Origin of the sequence: Thermanaerothrix daxensis (genome assembly GCF_001306145.1) — a bacterium.
Lineage (GTDB): Bacteria > Chloroflexota > Anaerolineae > Anaerolineales > Anaerolineaceae > Thermanaerothrix > Thermanaerothrix daxensis.
This window is the reverse complement of sequence record NZ_LGKO01000005.1, coordinates 428,218-446,447: the sequence shown is the minus strand read 5'-3', so window position 1 is coordinate 446,447 and position 18,230 is coordinate 428,218. Positions and strand designations below refer to the sequence as shown.

The 18,230-nt window shown below is 54.9% G+C and carries 16 protein-coding genes; 11 read left to right on the top strand and 5 right to left on the bottom strand.

Annotated elements, in window-relative coordinates:
• The first annotated feature begins 92 nt into the window (after positions 1-92).
• From SE15_RS10715 to SE15_RS10695, 5 genes are read left to right on the top strand one after another with little or no spacing between them, the layout of a single operon-like run.
• Positions 93-743, top strand: a complete 651-nt coding sequence (locus SE15_RS10715; RefSeq protein ID WP_054522105.1) for a CDP-alcohol phosphatidyltransferase family protein — start codon at positions 93-95, stop codon at positions 741-743.
• A gap of 6 nt (positions 744-749) precedes the next feature.
• Positions 750-1,565: a prolipoprotein diacylglyceryl transferase gene (gene lgt / locus SE15_RS10710; RefSeq protein ID WP_054522104.1), complete on the top strand. Its 816-nt coding sequence runs from the start codon at positions 750-752 to the stop codon at positions 1,563-1,565.
• Between the two features lie 19 nt (positions 1,566-1,584).
• On the top strand, positions 1,585-2,517 hold the full coding sequence (locus tag SE15_RS10705; RefSeq protein ID WP_054522103.1) for an ABC transporter ATP-binding protein: 933 nt from the start codon (positions 1,585-1,587) through the stop codon (positions 2,515-2,517).
• Positions 2,504-3,931, top strand: coding sequence for a stage II sporulation protein M (locus tag SE15_RS10700; protein ID WP_054522102.1), 1,428 nt, complete (start codon positions 2,504-2,506; stop codon positions 3,929-3,931). The genes SE15_RS10705 and SE15_RS10700 overlap by 14 nt, the downstream gene beginning before the upstream one ends.
• A 48-nt stretch (positions 3,932-3,979) precedes the next feature.
• Positions 3,980-4,726: an MBL fold metallo-hydrolase gene (locus SE15_RS10695; RefSeq protein ID WP_054522101.1), complete on the top strand. Its 747-nt coding sequence runs from the start codon at positions 3,980-3,982 to the stop codon at positions 4,724-4,726.
• A gap of 5 nt (positions 4,727-4,731) precedes the next feature.
• Here SE15_RS10695 and SE15_RS10690 read toward each other — a convergent pair whose 3' ends face one another.
• Positions 4,732-5,235, bottom strand: coding sequence for an HNH endonuclease (locus tag SE15_RS10690; protein ID WP_054522100.1), 504 nt, complete (start codon positions 5,233-5,235; stop codon positions 4,732-4,734).
• A gap of 137 nt (positions 5,236-5,372) precedes the next feature.
• On the opposite strand from SE15_RS10690, the gene SE15_RS10685 reads away from it, so the two are divergent.
• Genes SE15_RS10685 through SE15_RS10675 form a run of 3 tightly spaced genes read left to right on the top strand, consistent with a single transcriptional unit; the run spans position 5,373 to position 9,469 of the window.
• Complete coding sequence (locus SE15_RS10685; RefSeq protein WP_054522099.1) at positions 5,373-6,368, top strand: hypothetical protein; 996 nt, start codon at positions 5,373-5,375, stop codon at positions 6,366-6,368.
• 45 nt (positions 6,369-6,413) lie between these two features.
• Positions 6,414-8,327, top strand: coding sequence for a DNA topoisomerase (ATP-hydrolyzing) subunit B (gene gyrB / locus SE15_RS10680; RefSeq protein WP_054522487.1), 1,914 nt, complete (start codon positions 6,414-6,416; stop codon positions 8,325-8,327).
• Between the two features lie 32 nt (positions 8,328-8,359).
• A complete protein-coding gene (locus SE15_RS10675; RefSeq protein WP_054522098.1) occupies positions 8,360-9,469 on the top strand; it encodes an Ldh family oxidoreductase in 1,110 nt (369 codons plus the stop codon).
• A 28-nt stretch (positions 9,470-9,497) separates the two neighbouring features.
• On the opposite strand, the gene SE15_RS10670 is transcribed toward SE15_RS10675, so the two are convergent.
• From SE15_RS10670 to SE15_RS10655, 4 genes are read right to left on the bottom strand one after another with little or no spacing between them, the layout of a single operon-like run.
• Complete coding sequence (locus tag SE15_RS10670; protein ID WP_054522097.1) at positions 9,498-11,108, bottom strand: glycoside hydrolase family 13 protein; 1,611 nt, start codon at positions 11,106-11,108, stop codon at positions 9,498-9,500.
• 30 nt (positions 11,109-11,138) lie between these two features.
• Complete coding sequence (locus tag SE15_RS10665) at positions 11,139-11,687, bottom strand: hypothetical protein (protein ID WP_152965602.1); 549 nt, start codon at positions 11,685-11,687, stop codon at positions 11,139-11,141.
• Positions 11,641-12,816, bottom strand: a complete 1,176-nt coding sequence (locus SE15_RS10660) for an ArnT family glycosyltransferase (protein WP_054522095.1) — start codon at positions 12,814-12,816, stop codon at positions 11,641-11,643. Before SE15_RS10660 ends, SE15_RS10665 begins: the two co-directional genes overlap by 47 nt.
• A gap of 41 nt (positions 12,817-12,857) precedes the next feature.
• Positions 12,858-13,820: an SH3 domain-containing protein gene (locus tag SE15_RS10655; protein WP_054522094.1), complete on the bottom strand. Its 963-nt coding sequence runs from the start codon at positions 13,818-13,820 to the stop codon at positions 12,858-12,860.
• A 232-nt stretch (positions 13,821-14,052) separates the two neighbouring features.
• Between SE15_RS10655 and nusA the strand changes: the two genes are divergently transcribed.
• The 3 genes from nusA (at position 14,053) to infB (ending at position 18,225) form a co-directional block, all read left to right on the top strand.
• Positions 14,053-15,987 (top strand): transcription termination factor NusA, encoded by a 1,935-nt coding sequence (gene nusA, locus SE15_RS14220; protein ID WP_083461885.1) that lies wholly within the window; start codon positions 14,053-14,055, stop codon positions 15,985-15,987.
• Between the two features lie 27 nt (positions 15,988-16,014).
• The gene (locus tag SE15_RS10645) at positions 16,015-16,356 is read left to right on the top strand and encodes a YlxR family protein (RefSeq protein ID WP_054522093.1); all 342 of its coding nucleotides are present in this window, start codon (positions 16,015-16,017) and stop codon (positions 16,354-16,356) included.
• Between the two features lie 75 nt (positions 16,357-16,431).
• The gene (infB, locus tag SE15_RS10640; protein WP_054522092.1) at positions 16,432-18,225 is read left to right on the top strand and encodes a translation initiation factor IF-2; all 1,794 of its coding nucleotides are present in this window, start codon (positions 16,432-16,434) and stop codon (positions 18,223-18,225) included.
• Positions 18,226-18,230: the final 5 nt, after the last annotated feature.

The window sequence follows — 18,230 nt, the reverse complement described above, 5'->3', positions numbered from 1 at the left end:
GATTGCCGGGCCATTCCTGAAACTCAAACTTGACTTTTTCTCTCCGCTGGGATAGCATTCGGGACATCACTGCCTGGCAGGAAGGAGATGTGATGGTGTCCCCTAAGGCTTCCGAGAATTCCCCCCAAACACTGACGGCTTTTTTACGCCAACGCTTCAAACCCCTCCTGGAGCGCTTGGCACGTGGACTAGCCCACCTAGGTGTGACGCCTAACATGGTCACCTCGTTGGGGTTGGCCGGGAACGTGTTGGCTGCCCTTTGGTTGGCTCAGGGCCGAATAACCTGGGCGGGTTGGCTGTTGCTCTTCATTTGGCCGTTGGACGCGCTGGATGGAGCATTGGCACGCCTACGGGGGGCCCCCACCCCCTTCGGCGGCGTTCTAGATTCGGTGGCAGACCGTTATGCCGAATTACTTGTTTGGGGCGGCTTGTTGGTTTATTATTTGAATCAAGCAAACCCCACCGCCATTCTCCTGATTTACCTTGCAGCCGGCGGTTCCCTCATGGTGTCTTACACCAAAGCGCGCGGTGAAGCCCAAGGGTTTCGAGTCGAGGGCGGACTGCTAACGCGGGTAGAACGCTTTTTGATCCTGGTGCCATGCCTTCTCCTCAATCGCCCCCTTATCGCCATGTGGGTCATCGCGATCCTGGCCAATTTCACCGCCCTTCAGCGTTTGTGGATCGTATTTCGCCAGGCTTCAAGTCTCCCCCCTGTCAACCCCACTACTTCCTCTCAGGAGTGAACCCCAATGCCTTCCGGTTTTAATATTGGCCCGATCACCGTTCGCTTTTACGGACTCTTGATTGTTGGGGGTGCCATGCTGGCCACTTGGTTGGCCAGTCGGCGTGCCCGTCGCTATGGAGAAAACCCCGAAGCCGCGTGGGACATGCTGTTTTGGGTGTTCATTGCGGGGGTCATCGGTGCCCGTCTGTGGCACATCCTGACTCCCCCTGCCTCCCTGGTCAAACAAGGCATCACAACCGGGTACTACCTGACCCATCCGCTAGATGCCATCGCTATCTGGCACGGCGGCCTGGGGATTCCCGGGGCAGTGATCGGCGGAGTCGTGGCGCTCTATCTCTATACTCGGAAACACGGCATGTCTTTTGCTACGTGGACGGACATTATCGCCCCCTGCCTGGCGCTGGCTCAGATCATCGGGCGCTTCGGCAATTTTTTCAACCAGGAACTCTACGGCATGCCCACACAACTGCCTTGGGCCATTTACATTGATCCAGCCCATCGCCTGCCTGAATTCATGGATCAGGCCTACTATCACCCTCTCTTCGCCTATGAGGGTTTGTGGAACCTGATGAACATTGCCGTCATCCTGTGGGTGGAGCGCCGCTTCGCCACACAACGCAAACCCGGTGATTTATTCCTGGTATATCTGATCATCTACCCCATTGGGCGCTTCCTGCTTGAATTCTTGCGCCTCGACCCTTCACCTGTCGCAGGGCTGAATATCAACCAGACCCTGATGGCGGTAGTCGCCCTGGCAGCGGCCCTGGCTTTATTCCTTCGCCATCGCCCACAGGCACAATCTTCCCAACCGACGGCTTGAGTCACCAGGAGCAGGGGGAATGATACAAACCGAGGATTTGAGTAAAGCATTCGGGGAGTTTGTCGCCGTGGATGGCGTTAACCTCCGCGTCGAAACGGGCGAGGTGCTGGCCCTGCTGGGCCCCAACGGCGCCGGCAAGACCACTACAGTGCGCCTGCTGACCTCGGTGTTGCGCCCCACGCGCGGCCGCGCGTGGGTGGCTGGTTTTGACGTGATTCAGCACCCCCAAAAAGTACGTGCCAACGTGGGGGTGTTAACCGAGCACCATGGACTTTATGCACGAATGAGCGGGGAGGAGTACCTGCTCTTCTTTGCCGAGCTCTATGGTCTGAAGGGAGAAAACAGCCGCCGGCGCGTACACACCCTACTGGAACAATTTGGATTGGAAGAAGCCGCCCGCCGGCGCATCGGTGAGTACTCCAAGGGCATGCGTCAGAAACTGGCCCTGGTGCGTGCTCTCCTACATTCACCCCCGGTCCTGCTACTGGACGAGCCCACCTCAGCCATGGACCCCGAAAACGCACGCATTGTGCGCGAAACCATTCACAGTTTACGCAAAGCCCAGCATTCCATTGTCCTCTGCACACACAACCTGACCGAGGCAGAAGCATTAGCGGACCGCATTGCCATCATTCGCCGCGGCCGCATCCTTTTCAACGACACCCCCGAGGCACTTAAGCGCCATCTGCTGGGGGCCCCCCTGTATGAGATCCGTTTTGCTCAACCCTGGAACGATCCTCTTCCCACCCTGCCACCCGGCGTTGAGGTAGTTGGCCGCGGGTCTGATTGGATTCATTTTCGAATTGAAGAGCCACACCGGACCAACCCCCTTCTCCTGGGTGCGTTGACCGCAGCGAAAATGCCCCTCCTCACTTTCAGCGAGTTACCGCGCAGCCTGGAAGAAGCCTATCTGCGTGCTATGACAATGGAGGAGCCTCATGCCATGGCGTGAAGCCTTGCAACCTGTCTGGATCATCGCCCGGCGAGAGATTCGCGATCAATTTCGCGACTGGCGCATTCTAACGCCTATTTTCTTTCTCACGGCGTTCTTTCCTTTCCTGATGAACTTCTTCGCCCAGCAAATGCTCAATTTCGTCCGCCAGTATGGCGCCGAACTGGTTGGCGAACGCATGGTGCCCTTCTTAATGCTTGTGGTGGGATTCTTCCCCATTTCCATCTCACTGGTGATCGCCCTGGAAAGTTTTGTGGGCGAGAAGGAGCGTGGGAGCATCGAACCCCTGCTGAGCACCCCCCTTGAGGACTGGCAACTATATACCGGCAAATTACTTTCCTCGATGGTGCTACCCTTGATGGCCGCCTTCCTGGGGATGGGAGTGTACACGCTGGGTCTGGCGCTCAATCGAGTGACTTTACCACCTGTGGAGGTGGTGCTTCAGGTATTCAGTCTGACCTTCTTCCACGCCCTGGTTATGGTCAGCGGGGCAGTAGTAGCGTCCAGTCAAGCCACCTCGGTACGTGCCGCCAACCTGCTGGCCAGTTTTATTGTGATCCCCATGGCCTTGCTCATCCAGGGAGAAACTGCCATCATGTTCTGGGGGCGACAGAACACAATCTTGTGGTGGGCCGTGTTCGGTCTTCTGGTGCTGGCAATCTTGCTGGTGCGGGTGGGCCTGGCCCATTTCCAACGCGAAGAACTCCTGGGGCGTGAATTGGATACCCTGGATCTGGCCTGGGGCTGGCGGACCTTTGTGCGGCACTTCCGCGGTGAGGCTCGCAGTGTGCTCTCCTGGATCCGGACAGAAATCCCACGCACCCTGGCAGAGATGCGCTGGACACTGCTGATAGCCGCAGTGCTGGCGCTGGTTGGTTTGGGCCTGGGTGCTCACTTAGCCCATCGCTTCCCCCTGCAACTCGATCTCAACCAAACTCAGGTGAATCAGCGCCTTTCACAATGGACCACCCTCTGGCCGATGGGATCACCCGGTACATTTACCGCGATCCTCGGTCAAAATCTGCGCGCGCTATTCCTGGGGCTGATCCTGGGTAGTTTTTCATTTGGTGTGTTGGGCGTGCTTCCCATGCTGGCTACCATGGGCATAGTCGGCTTCTTAATCCAGGCACTGAGCAATAACGGCTTTGCACCCTCCTTATTCATTGTGGGAGCCATCCTCCCCCATGGCCTTTTTGAGGTGCCAGCACTGTGGTTAGCCACCACAGCCACCCTGGAAATTGGCCTGGGGATGATCACCCCCCAGCGCGGTAAAACATTCAGCGAGGCTCTGTTGGCCGGCATTGCCCGGTGGTTTAAAATCATGCTGGGTGCGGTCATCCCACTCCTGGTGCTGGCGGCCCTCATTGAAACCTGGATCACCCCCCAAATTGCCCGCTACCTGCTTTTCCGCTAAACTCCAATAGGAGCAACACCCAAGCAAATCGAGAAGGAGAATTGACTCATGGGACGCATTGTAATCCTGGGTTCGGCCTATGCGGTTGCCGATGAACATCGCGAAAATACTCACCTGGCAATCGTTGAAGAGGATCAGATTCTATTGATTGATGCCCCCGGGAGCCCCATTGCTCGCTTAATGCGCGCGGGTCTCTCCTGGCGTCACATTAACAGCCTGATCATCACGCACTTTCACCCGGATCATGTGTCTGGGGTGCCCTTGCTGCTGATGGATCTATGGCTCCTCGGGCGGCAGGATCCCCTTAAGGTTTACGGACCGGCTCACGCAATGGAACGCCTGCAGTCCATGATGGACCTTTATGAGTGGGAGAAATGGCCGGGTTTCTATCCGGTGGAATATATCCATGTACCCGAAGAGGCCATGACTTGTTTCATTCACACTCCCCTCTGGCGGGTTTATGCGGCCCCAGTTAAGCATTTCCTGCCCACCCTGGGGCTGCGCATCGAACTGGCAAACGGGAGCCTTGCCTACTCCAGCGACACAGAGCCCTGCGAGAATGTAATCCGCCTGGCTCAGGGGGTCAATGTCCTCCTGCACGAAGCCACCGGTGAGGGGCCCGGTCACACCTCTCCTGAACAGGCCGGGCACATTGCCGCTCAGGCGCAGGTTGGGGCGCTCTACCTTATCCACACCCCCCCTCTAACCCAGCCCGAAGCCTGGGTAGCACGCGCACGTAAGGCCTTTACCGGCCCAGTCTCACTGGCACGCGATTTAATGCAAATTATGGTGTAATGGGGCTACCAACCGGAGAGAAACGGAGCCCATTCAGCATATTCGCTGAGATGGCGCCCAAAGATGTAGAGTGCAGTGTTGGGCGGCTCGGTCGGTTGGCGTAAAAGGGTCATACCCGCCTCAGCCAGAGTGCGCCCGCCCTTGCGATGATTACAAGCCGCACACGCTGTGACAACATTGGTCCAGGTATGCTGTCCCCCCATGTGACGGGGGACCACATGATCTACCGTGAGATCATTCGTGCGCCGACCACAATACTGACAGGTGTAATTATCCCGCCGGAAGACTTCACGCCGAGTCAGTTTAACTTTAGGGCGGGGACGGTGCACCATGTGCTGCAACCGGATGATGGAAGGACGTGGGAAAACTCGATTAACCGTGTGAATCTCCCCGCGACCGTTCAACACCAGCGTCGCCCGGTTCGTCAATATCAACCCGATAGCACGCTGAAGGTTGCACACATTGATAGGCTCAAAATTGGCATTTAAAACCAGAACACTCTCAGACATCGCTCAAATCGCAGGCGCGAAAGAATTACGCCTTCATTATAGCACGCAAGGTTTAAGAAGGGCAGGCGTACAAAGCGGTCATGCAAACGCTTTCTGTTCAGGGCTTTGTTATTGGCGTGTGGTAAAATGTAACACGTATGGCTGTTTCTCCTGAATCGGTACGTGAACAACCGCCAAACATAATGGCGGCTTTTATTGCTGGCTTCAATACGGTAGCCAGTCATCTTTATTTGATTCTGCTCCCAGTAGGTGTGGATTTGCTCTTATGGCTTGCCCCTAGATTGAGAGTAGAACAGATCTTTACACCTGCCATTCGGGCTATGATTGCCTCTCTTGAGCACTATGGCAACCCACCTTCATCTACATCGTTTGCAGAAGCCTGGGAAGCCTTGCTGAAAGAGATCAACCTCATGGGACTGCTCAGAACATTTCCCATCGGAGTTCCCAGTTTGTTCGGCGGCCTTTCGGATAACCTTACTCCATTGGGAATGGCCCGCAATCTACAAATCACAAGCCTGGGAGAACTGCTCAGCGTAGGGGTTTTGCTCCTGGCATTGGGCTTTGTGCTGGGCTGTCTGTACTTCGCCTTGCTGGCCAATGCAACAGCAGAAGCACCTGATCTTGAACTCACGCGTTTCATCGGTCATCAGGTGCCCTCGGCGTTGGGATTTTCTATCCTCTTTTACATTCTCCTGGCCATTTTGAGTGTGCCCGCCTTTTTACTGGTCGGATTGGTTGCATGGCTCTTGCCTGGTTTAGGAAATGTGGCTTTCTTCGTCGGTGGGCTGCTCGTCATCATGATCTTGTTTCCTCTGGTCTTTACGCCCCATGGAATTTTTGCCCTGAACCTTAACCCCATCCAGGCTGCCCTTAAGAGCATGGTATTAGTTCAACCTTTCCTGCCCGGTCTGCCCATCTTCATCCTGATGGCGCTGATCTTAGGACAGGGGCTGGATCTGCTCTGGCGCTCCGCACCAACTGATTCCTGGCTGACCCTTGTGGGCATTCTAGGCCATGCTTTTATCTATTCTGCTATCCTGGCAGCCAGTTTCGTCTATTATCGTCGCGGTATCCAGTGGATGCAATTTTTAGTTCAACGCACGGCCGCTAATATCGCCGCTAAAAGCCAATGAAGCGGCTGTTGTCGTGTAAGTGATTTGGAGGTAATTGTGGCGCAGATGAACGCAACAACGAGTTACGGAGCAAAGGACATTCAAGTTCTGGAAGGACTTGAGGCAGTCCGCCGACGTCCCGGCATGTACGTGGGTGGCACGGACCTTAAGGCCCTCCACCACCTCGTGTATGAGGTCGTGGATAATTCCATTGATGAGGCTCTTGCGGGGGCATGTAATCGCATCACCGTCACCATCCACCCCGATAGCAGTGTCACCGTCGAAGATAATGGACGCGGTATCCCGGTGGATATCCACCCCGAGAAGAAAAAGTCCGCTTTAGAGGTGGTCATGACCACCCTGCACGCGGGTGGAAAGTTTGGACATTCCAGTTACAAGGTTTCGGGTGGGTTGCATGGAGTCGGTGTTTCGGCGGTTAATGCCCTTTCCGAATGGTGCGAGGTGCGGGTCAAGCGTGAGGGGAAGATCCATTTCCAGCGCTATGAGCGGGGCATACCGCTTGAGCCGGTAAAGGTCATTGGTACTTGCAATCCGGAAGATACTGGCACCATCACCACTTTCAAATTTGACCGTGAAATCTTTAAGGGGGACCTGGACTACAGGTTCGAAACCCTGGTGCAACGCTTCCGAGAGATGGCCTTTGTCACCCGCAAAGTTGAAATTCGCCTGGTAGACGAACGCACCCAGCGAGAGATGACCTTCTACTTTGAAGGCGGGATCATCTCTTTTGTGCGCTACCTCAACCGCAACCGCGAAGTACTTCACCCGGTTTTTTACGTGGAGAAGGAGGTGGAGAATATCGGTATCGAGGTAGCCATCCAGTACACAGACGCTTACGCCGAGTCGGTGTACTCCTTTGCCAATACTATTAACACCATTGACGGGGGTACCCACCTCACCGGGCTGCGCACAGCAGTGACACGGGTGCTCAACGATTATGCCCGCCGCAATGGACTGCTCAAGGAGTCCGATCCCAACTTCACCGGCGATGATACCCGTGAGGGCATGACCGCCATTGTCAGCATCAAGCACCCTGACCCGCAGTTTGAAAGCCAGACTAAGGTCAAACTGATGAACCCTGAGGTGCAGACTTACGTCCAGCAAGTGGTGGGCGAGGCGCTCGCGGTCTTTTTGGAGGAAAACCCGGCCGCTGCCAAAGCCATCATCCAGAAATGTCTGACCTCAGCACGAGCCCGCGATGCTGCTCGCAAGGCTCGGGATTTAGTAATTCGCAAATCAGCCCTGGAAAGCCTGACCTTGCCCGGCAAATTGGCCGATTGCTCTGAACGCGATCCACAGAAAACCGAGTTGTTCATTGTGGAGGGTGATAGTGCGGGTGGTTCTGCCAAACAAGGGCGCGACCGCCATTTTCAGGCTATCCTGCCGCTGCGCGGCAAAATTCTTAACACGGAACGAGCCCGCCTGGACAAAATCCTCTCAAACAACGAAGTAAAGGCTTTAGTTTCAGCCCTTGGCACCGGGATTGGCGAATCCTTTGACCTTAACAATTTACGTTACGGGCGGGTCATTGTGATGACAGATGCCGATGTGGATGGCAGCCACATTCGCACATTGTTGTTAACTTTCTTCTTCCGCTATATGCAACCCCTTATTGAGAATGGGCATTTGTTTATTGCCCAGCCACCGCTCTACCGAATCGCCTACAAGGACATTGTACGGTATGCCTACACCGAGGCACAAAAAGAGCAAATCTTGAAAGAATTGGGAATTCCGGCGGAAAAGGCTTCTATCCAGCGCTACAAGGGATTGGGGGAAATGAACCCTCAGCAATTGTGGGAAACCACGATGAATCCCCAGAACCGCACCCTCATGATGGTAACGATCGAGGATGCGGCAGCAGCCGATCGCACATTTGACATGCTGATGGGTGAGGCCGTGCCTCCGCGCACCCGCTTTATCCAGACCCATGCCCGCCTGGTTAAGAATCTGGATATATAATATAGGCATAGGGCTTTTTTTGGAGGTAGTCCATGCCACGTGTCTTGCTTTTCCAGGCCAATGCGCTGAAAGATTATATGGTGCGCTTCTTCACCCACATGGGCGTCCCCGCAGAGGACGCCCACATTGCGGCCGATGTACTGCTGGCTGCTGACTTGAGAGGCGTAGCCTCTCACGGAATCATCCGGCTCCACACTTATTACGGCAATCGCATCCGCAAAGGACTGATTGACGTTCACTCCCCCCTTCAGGTGATTCGTGAAACCCCCGCCACCCTACTTCTAGACGGTGGACGCGGATTAGGGCAGGTTGTGGCATACCGTGCTATGCAACGCTGCATCGAAAAGGCGCGCGAAGTTGGAATGGCCATGGTCACCGTGCGCAACAGCAATCACTACGGCATTGCGGGTTACTACGCCATGATGGCCCTGCCCCATGACATGATCGGCATTAGCCTGACCAATTCGCAACCCCTGGTGGCTCCCACCTACGGGCGTAAGGCAATGCTTGGCACCAACCCCATCGCTGTTGCCGCACCAGCCGGCCAGGAACGTCCCTTCGTACTGGATATGGCCACCAGTATCGTGCCCATCGGCAAGATCACGGTATACGATAAAGCCGGTCTGCCCATTCCAGAAGGTTGGGGTATTGATTCTAGTGGGAAAGTCACTACGGACCCCAAAGCCGTTTTAAAGGGCGGGGCCCTGCTCCCTTTGGGAGGCACGGCTCTGATGCGCGGCTATAAAGGCTACGGCTTGTCAATGGTAGTAGATATCCTTTCCGGCGTGCTTTCGGGAGCCGCCTACAGCATTGAAGTGGCGCAACCGGGTGAAGGACGGCCGGCAAATGTGGGGCACTTTTTTGCCGCCATCCGCGTGGATGCACTCCGTCCGGTGGATGAGTTCAAAGCCGACATGGATCGCCTGATCCGCATGATAAGAGAGTCCCCCAAGGCCGAGGGGGAAGACCGTATTTTCATTCATGGTGAAAAGGAATTTGAAAACGCCGAACGGTATGCGCGTGAAGGCGTACCCTTGTTGACCGAAGTGGTCAAATCACTGCGTGAAGGCGGCGAGCAGGTCGGTGTGCCCTTTAATTTGGAGCCGCTGGGCGAACGCGAAGCAGAACTAGATGCCGAGTGAAACCAACAGCGGAGACTCAGGCGCTTGATTAATCTTCTCGCTCTAGGATAACAGCCTCATCCCCGCGTAAAGCCAGGAAACCGTCTCGGGGCATCGCTGGTTCATCACCATAGGTGGAAAAAAGCGGCCTCCAACGTGCAGCTCGCAGCGTTCCACCCAGCGCCAGACGCACGGGGCGCGTGCTGAAGTTCAAGGCCACCAGGATCGTCTGGTTTTCAAACTGGCGCAAGTAGGCCAGCAAGCGGCGCGGCTCAAAACTCAGAGGCTGAAAGAGCCCCCGCCGTAGGGCCACTTTGTCCTTCCGCAAGCGGAGCAAGCGCCGGTAGTGATTCAGTAGCGAGCGTTCATCCTGCAATTGAGCTTCCACATTCCGCCAACGGTAGTTGGGGTGCACCGGCAACCAGGGGACCCCGGTGGTGAACCCGGCATGGGAAGAGCCATCCCACTGCATTGGCGAACGACAACCATCCCGCCCTTTGTAGAAAGGCCAATAACGTTTTCCGATGGGGTCCTTAATCTCCGCCCGTGAAACGCGGATATCTCGCATTCCGATTTCCTCACCGTAGTACATAAACGGAGTTCCCCGCAGGGTCAGCAACAATGTGGCAGCAACTTTCAGGCGTGCATCGTTCTCGCCTCGGACGTATCGGGTCGCTGCACGTGGGTTGTCATGGTTATTCAAGACATAAGTAGGCCAGGACTCGGCCCCAAGTGCATGCTCCCAGGTCTGAATCGCCCGCAGGAAGCACTCAGGGCGCCAGGGGCAATGCAAGAAAGTGAAATCGAACGTGGCGTGGAGCAAGCCAGGAGCACAGTAGCGCGCTGCCTTTTCGGGTGTGCTCAAAAATGTCTCTCCAACCGCATACCGCTCAGGGTAGGCATCCAAAATAGCCCGAATCTCGCGCAGCAGGGGGATCATTTCAGGCTGATCAATGTCGTAGATATGATGCTGGCAATCAAACGCCCGTAATCCGAGGCGGAATGGATTATTAGGGAATTCAGGATGCTTAAAGTAGACATTGAAAACGTCCAGGCGAAAGCCATCCACACCTCGTTCCAACCAGAAACGAAACACATCCAACATGGCCTGGCGCACTTTCGGATTGCGCCAATTCAAATCCGGCTGCTCCTTGTAGAACATGTGGAAATAGAACTGACCACGCTGGGGCTCGAATTCCCACCCCCTTCCCCCAAACACAGATGCCCAGTTATTTGGGGGACGCCCCCCGGGGCGCGGATCGCGCCAGAGATACCAATCCTGATAGGGATTATCCCGTGAGCGCCGCGATTCCTGGAACCAGGGATGACGATCAGAGGTGTGATTGAGCACCAGATCTAAAATCACCCGAATGCCACGGTGATGAGCCGCTTCGATCAGACGATCAAAATCCTCCATCCTGCCAAAACGTGGATCAATGGAGAGATAATCTGCCACATCGTAACCAAAATCAACATCGGGAGATGGATAAATGGGTGAAAGCCAAATGGCATCTACTCCCAAATCCGCCAAATAGTCAAGTCGGGAGATTAAACCCGGCAGGTCACCAATACCATCCCCATTGCTATCGGCGAACGAACGTGGGTAAATCTGGTAGATGACGCCATCTCGCCACCAGAGAAAATCAGTAGGGTTTTCCATAATGTCGCCTGCCTCCACGCTTCAAGGGGTCTATTGTTTTGATGAATCGGTCTCTAAAGTGTTCTGTTCTTCCCTGGCAAAAATAACCACCTGTTTCTCCGAGTAAATCTTGCGATAATGCGCCGCCTGCTCCAACTGGTGCTTCAGACGATATAAATTTCCGCCATCCGAACAACTCCACGAAGAGTCCGGGGCGGACAGGTAAATGTGAGTGTAATTTAAAGCGTGTTTCCTGGCATATTCTTCAAGGCAACTCAGAGCATTCTCATCTCGATAACAAAATCTAATTTCAGCCCAGGCCTTTCCCATCCTGGCAAACTCTCCATTGGGCAACCATTCAGTCCCCTGGACTGTTAGAATGCTCTTGCGCCGAGCAAGCGCCGGAAACCACTCGGAAACTAGATCTACAGCCCAATCTGAAGCACAACTGACCACCCAAACCTCACTTTCCATGGGAATATTTGAGGATAGCCACCCAAAGGCAGCCAGGTCAGCCTTAGGCAGGTGCTTAAGCGGATCGTCCAAAACAGGGTTATAGTAGGCATTGAAAATTAATGTCACGTAGGATATAAGGACCATTCCTTATAAACAATGGAGAGGTACCGGCAAAGACGCTCCCTGGCAAAGGAGAGCCTGTCGAATACTGTCCCCGAGGTGCACGAAACACGGGCGACAACACATTGACGATACCCACCGTACTCAAGTAGGCCACCGGAATCGAAATCGAGCGATTTATGCTTCGCGGACCAAGAAATAAAAGTACCAGCACCCAAATAGAGAGACATTTTTCCCCATACATCAGGCTGTAGATCCACCCCAATAAAGCAAAAACTGCAAAGGGCGTGAAATAAGATTCCTGGGTGTAATTATTAAAGATAAGTTTGGTCAGGATGATGTTAAATGCAAACAAATTCCCTGTTCCCATAGCACGGGCAAAGATGGATACACCATAACGTGCTAGCATTGTTAGCCAATAAGGCGCTGATACCATTAGCATAACAGGAACGGCGATCAGAGTTCCACGCAGTATTCGCTTTAAACGCCCCTTGAAAAACCCGATCACCACCGTACTTACGAATGTAACCCAGGCGATCTCCAGGTGGAAAAGGAGAGTTACCCCCAAGCAAAGACCTGTGAGAACGGCATAGCGAAGATGCCCGGACTTAAACCATTTAAGAGACACCCACAGGGCAATGGTTCCGGTAAAGAAGGCAGGTGAACGAGTCAGCCCCCCACCCACGATTAACCACTGATAACCCGGAACGAGCAAAGCAAATGTAAACGTTGCAAGAAAGGCAACTTCGTTTTCAAAGAATTCGCGCGCCAGGAGATAAACAACCGGGATGGTGAGAATACTAAAAATCACAGGAAGAAACCGGAAAAGTACGAGCAAATCTATCTTAAGGTAATCGTTCAGCCAGCCTGCAATAAAGAAAGCCAGAGGTGGGTAAGCAAAAGGGATGTTCAAGTTGTTATAAGTGGTATAAAGTGGCAGGTGGTAATTGTTTGCCTGTAAATCTCTCACCATCTCATAAAACAATCCCCCATCATTGAGAGGAAACCCAGCCGAGAGAACCGGGGCGAGGCGCAGTAACGCTCCAACAAAGATGATTCCAAACAACAAAACGACGTTGACCCATCCTCTGACATCGACCTTACCCCAATTGCGACCCGCAATGTTGTCGATTAATCCGGTTTCTGTATCCACCCTTTTCCTCCCAAGATCAACTTAATGGGAACGCTTAACGCCTAGGGTTCCCATTGATAATGAATTAACGCAAAGAGATAGGGTTTATTGTCTACGTACTCAATCCCCACCAGCCAGACGCGCCAATCCAGATCCACACCCGGTGTTGCGGGTTTGTAAATTTTATAGGCATGGATGTTGCGATAGTGCGCCGGCCAGACGAATTCCTTCGCAAGGCCCGGTACCGTGAGATCATCACACCGCACTTCATGCGTCGTAGCGATGCCATCGCGTAAAGCCGGAAGCACCTCTTCCTGAAACGATCCCCGAGTCTCCTGACCACTGGCCGGGTGCACACCCCAGTTGTGGACGTAAGTGCTATCAAACACCCAGCGGGCATGGGCGGCATCGAAGTTAATCGCCCGTCCAGTACGCCAGAGCCAGATATCAACCCCATGGACAGGGCTAACCAGCGAAGCCAGCAAACGGCCATCTGCCTGGAGGATTGCCTGTTCGAATTGCCGAATCAGATTCTCGGTCTCAGGGTTGCAGAAGGCCTCCGTGGGAACGTATTGGGTCAGAAAACGGGCATTCACCCATCCCTTCAAGGTTTCATCTGAGATCCGCTGAATCTCTACCCAGGTGATATTATCTGCCTGAGCCTGTCGGCCAGTTATTCGCACATCGGTAGCATCATAGGGCAAAGTCCCCACAACGCGATACGTAAGGCCGGGACCTTCGTGAACGGCCAGACGTTCTTCTGGTTTCACCAGAATCACTGCAAAGCGCTGGTTGTCTGCTGGGGTGGGAGTAAGTGCAGGCAAAGATAAAGTGGGTGAGGTAAGGGGCTGAGTGGGCAGAGGCGGAGATGTGGGCACAGCAAGGGTACTGGTCGGAAACAGTAATGGGGTGGAAGTCGGCACAGGGGGTTCTACGACGGTAGGGGTTAGTTCAGCCTTTCCGCCACACCCCGCAAGGAGCAGCCCCCCCAATAGACATGCCAGAATAAAGTGGAAAAACTTCATTTGAGCACTCCTTTCCTGATATACCCACGCAACGACCGACCGAGTCTTTGCGCATATTATATACACTTTCGCCCTTGTCACCCCCACAAGATTGTGTTAAAATGCGAAACGTCAACGTCGCCACAGAAAGCGCAAGCACCGAAAAGTGGGCCAGTCCCACTTTTCTGCTTATAGAATGCGAATAAACCTTGAGCACAAATTCTGTAGTGAGATTTTGGGAGAGCGAGCAGGTATGAAGAACGAATTTACTCTGGCCTTCAACGAGGTGCTTGAAGAGAAACAACTGCCCAAGGAGGTCATCATCAAAGCCCTGGAGTCGGCAATGGTTTCGGCCTACCGCAAAGCCGTTAATGCCTCCGGGGCCCAGCACATCGAAGCCAAAATAGACGTCGAAACGGGTAAGGTGACCATCCTGGCCGAAAAGGAAGTGGTGGAAACCGTGCAGGACCCCCACACGGAGGTCTCGCTGGAAGAAGCCCGCAAAATTGATCCCAATGTTGAGATCGGCCAGACCATCATTGTAGACAGTACCCCTAAAGACTTTGGACGTGTGGCTGCTCAAACCGCCCGTCAGGTCATTCAGCAGCGCATTCGCGATGCTGAACGCCAAATGCAACTGGATTACTACCAGAAGCAACTAGGGGAGATTGTGAGTGGCATTGTCCAGGCAGTAACCCCGCAGGGGCTAACCATTGGCCTGGAACTGCGGGCCGAGGGCACCATGCCACGCAAGGAGATGATCCCCGGCGAGCGTTTCCGTGTGCACGATCGCGTACGCGCCCTGGTGGCCGAGGTCAAGGACACGCCGCGTGGCCCTCAGATTATCCTCTCGCGGACGCACAAGAACTTCCTGCGCCGCCTGCTGGAGACCGAGGTGCCCGAGATCTATCACGGCATCGTAGAAATTCGATCCATAGCCCGTGAACCCGGCGAACGTGCCAAAGTCGCTGTCTCCGCCACCCAGCCCGGGGTGGATCCGGTGGGTGCCTGCGTGGGCATCCGCGGTGTGCGCATCCAGGCCATCGTGCGCGAACTCCACGATGAGAAGATTGATGTCATTGAATGGAATCCAGATCCGGCCGTCTTCATCGCCAAAGCCCTGAGCCCGGCCCGCGTGACCGGGGTGTACCTGGACGAGAAAAATCCCAACGGCAAGACAGCCACCGTCGTTGTTCCGGAAGACCAACTGAGCCTTGCCATCGGGCGAGATGGGCAGAATGCCCGTTTGGCTGCTCGCCTAACCGGTTGGCGCATTGATATCAAGAGCCTGACCGAGGCCGCCGCCGATGCCCTGCACAGACTCCAGAAGGATCCGGCCTACGCCCCGCTCGCCGAGCAACTGGCAGATCAAATTCCTCAAATCGAGGACATGTTGGCACGCAAGGCGGAAGGGCGCCCCCTGACCCCCGAAGAGTACGATACGCTGACCCGCTTTGTAGATCGGGTAGAGCGTCGGGTAACCCTGGGCGCTCCGGCTGTCGCTGCCAAGCCCATCGAGAGTGATAAACTGGCCGAGATCAAGGCCCAAATCCCGCCGGACGCCTTCGAGACCAATATCCTCGATAGTGGATTGCCCGAGCACGTGGCTTACATCCTCCAGGAAGCCGGCTACACAACCGTGGGCGAGATGGCCGTGCAAATGAAAGTGCGTCCCGAGGAAATCTTCCGCCTCAATGGAATTGGGCCACGCGCCATGCAGGAAATCAACAAGCTGATGGCGCGCCTGGAAGAGCGTATGCGCGAACTGGAGGCTCAACCCGAAACCCAGATAGAAGCAACACCAACTCCTGAAGTGGAAATGGTCACCGAAGAGCCCCCGGTGATGGAGGCTGTTGCCTCTACACCAGAAATTGAGATGAGCCTCGAACCCGAACCCATCACTGAAGCCCCGGTTGAGGCTGCACCGGCAACAAGCGAAGAAGAACACGAGGAAGAGGAAATTTCCTTCGATCAACTCTTCTCCCTCAAAAGTGATATCTTCACCAAAGTCGTTTTGGACGAAGATGAGGAGGAAGAAGAGGAAATTACCACGCGAAGTAAAGGGAAGAAGAAAGCCAAGAAGAAAAAGAAACCCGTGGCTTTGGAATACGATCCCGATCGGGATCAGGTGGTAATTCGCAAAAAGCACAAACGCGAAGATGAAGATTGGGATGAATGGGAACTCTGAGCATGGAGTAACGGAGGAAAAGGAGCGGTGGTTAAAGCCAAACCCCGGCGCACCAAACACGTTCCGCAGCGTACTTGCGTGGGTTGCCGCGAGGTGCTCCCCAAGCGCAGCCTGATACGGCTGGTGCGAACCCCGGACGGGGTGAAGGTGGATCCAACAGGCAAGATGCGCGGACGCGGAGCCTACCTGCACAATCAGCGGTCTTGCTGGGAACGGGCGCTCAAAGGGCCATTGGCTCAGGCTCTACGGACAGAGTTATCTCCAACCGACCGGGAGCACCTGCTGGCCTTCATGGCCACCCTGCCAGAAGAGGAAACCGCGCCGCAACCCCAAACCGGGTCCCGCGATCCAGGCGCCCCCGCCGGGTAAAAGTCTCCGTCACTCCGGTGCTCGCCCCGATCGCTCGACCAACGCAGGAAACCAACTAGAAAGTGAGGAACATCTATGAGCGATAACGGGTCGAAGACCATCGAACTACCGGCAAGCCTTACCGTCCGCGAGCTGGCTCAGCGCATGCAGGCCAGCCCGATACAGGTGATTCGCATCCTCATGGACAACGGTGTCATGGCCAACATCAACCAGATGGTGGACTTTGACACTGCGGCCATCGTGGCTTCTGAATTGGGGTTTGAAGCCAAGCCCGAAGTTCATGAGGAAGAAGAGGAGAAGGAAACTGGCGAGGTGCCATTGTGGCGGCAGTTGATCGCCAAAGAGGATCCCCGGCTCTTACAGCCGCGGCCTCCCGTGGTCACGATTCTGGGCCATGTGGATCATGGCAAGACCACTTTGTTGGATGCCATTCGCCACACCAACGTGGCCGCTGGCGAAGCCGGTGGCATCACCCAGCACATTGGCGCCTATCAAGTTGAACACAAAGGGCGGTTGATAACCTTCCTGGATACACCCGGCCATGCAGCATTTACAGCCATGCGTTCACGCGGTGCCCAGGGTGCCGACATCGTCGTCCTGGTTGTGGCTGCCAATGATGGCGTCATGCCTCAAACCAAAGAAGCCATTGCCCATGCTCGCGCAGCACGGGTGCCGATCATCGTGGCACTCAATAAAATTGATCGCCCTGACGCCAACCCCGACTTCACCAAACGTCAATTGGCCGAGGTGGGTCTGGTACCCGATGAATGGGGTGGCAATACCATTGTAGTGCCGGTTTCTGCCAAGTTAAAACAAGGCATCGAAGACCTGTTAGAAGCCATTCTGCTGGTCAGCGATAGTCTGGATATCAAGGCCAACCCCAATGGGCAGGTCTTTGGTACCGTCATCGAGGCCAAAATTGACCGCGCCCGCGGGGTTGTAGCCACGCTTCTGGTTTACAACGGCACCCTGGAAGCAGGAGACATTGTGGTCGCTGGCACCGCCTACGGGCGTATCCGCGCCATGTTTGATTTCCGTGGTCGCAAACTGCGCAAAGCCGGACCTTCCACCCCCGTGCAGGTCATGGGCCTCAACGAAGTACCCGATGCGGGCGAACTCTTCCGGGTTTATGCCAGTGAGCGCGAAGCCCGCCAGGTGGTTGAGGAACGCCTGTTGCAGCGGCAACAACGCCGTCAAGCCCTGCCAAAAGCCTCCCTGGAAGATCTCTTCAGCAAAGTACAGGCCGGTGAGACCCAGGAACTGCGTCTGATCATCAAGGCGGATGTACAGGGCTCGCTGGAACCGATCATCTCGTCGCTCAATGATTTGAGCAAAAACAGTGAGATCCGTATTAACATCCTGCACGCCGAAACCGGCAATGTGAGCGAAAGCGATGTGATGCTGGCCTCAGCCTCCCATGCCATCATCCTGGGTTTCAATGTACAGGCCGACCATGCCGCCCGGCGGCTGGCTGAAAGTGAAGGCGTATCAATACGTCTTTACGATGTCATCTATCGCCTGACCGAGGACATTGAAAAAGCCCTTAAGGGTATGCTGGAACCACCTGAAAAAGAGGTGCCAGTGGGCAAAGGTACAGTGCTGGCCGTCTTCCACATCTCTAAGGTGGGCAATGTGGCTGGTTGTCGGGTCCTGCAGGGTGAATTCCGCCGAGGGGCACGCGTGCGCATTCGCCGCAAGGGTGAGGTTATTTATGATGGGGAATTTGCCTCGCTCAAGCACGAAAAAGAGGATGTGCGGGAAGTGCGTGCCGGTATGGAATGTGGCGCCGGTTTTAAGGGTTTTGATGACATTCAGGTTGGCGATGAAATTGAGTGTTATGTGATCGAGCGCAAAAGTAGTCAATCTTGAGAAAG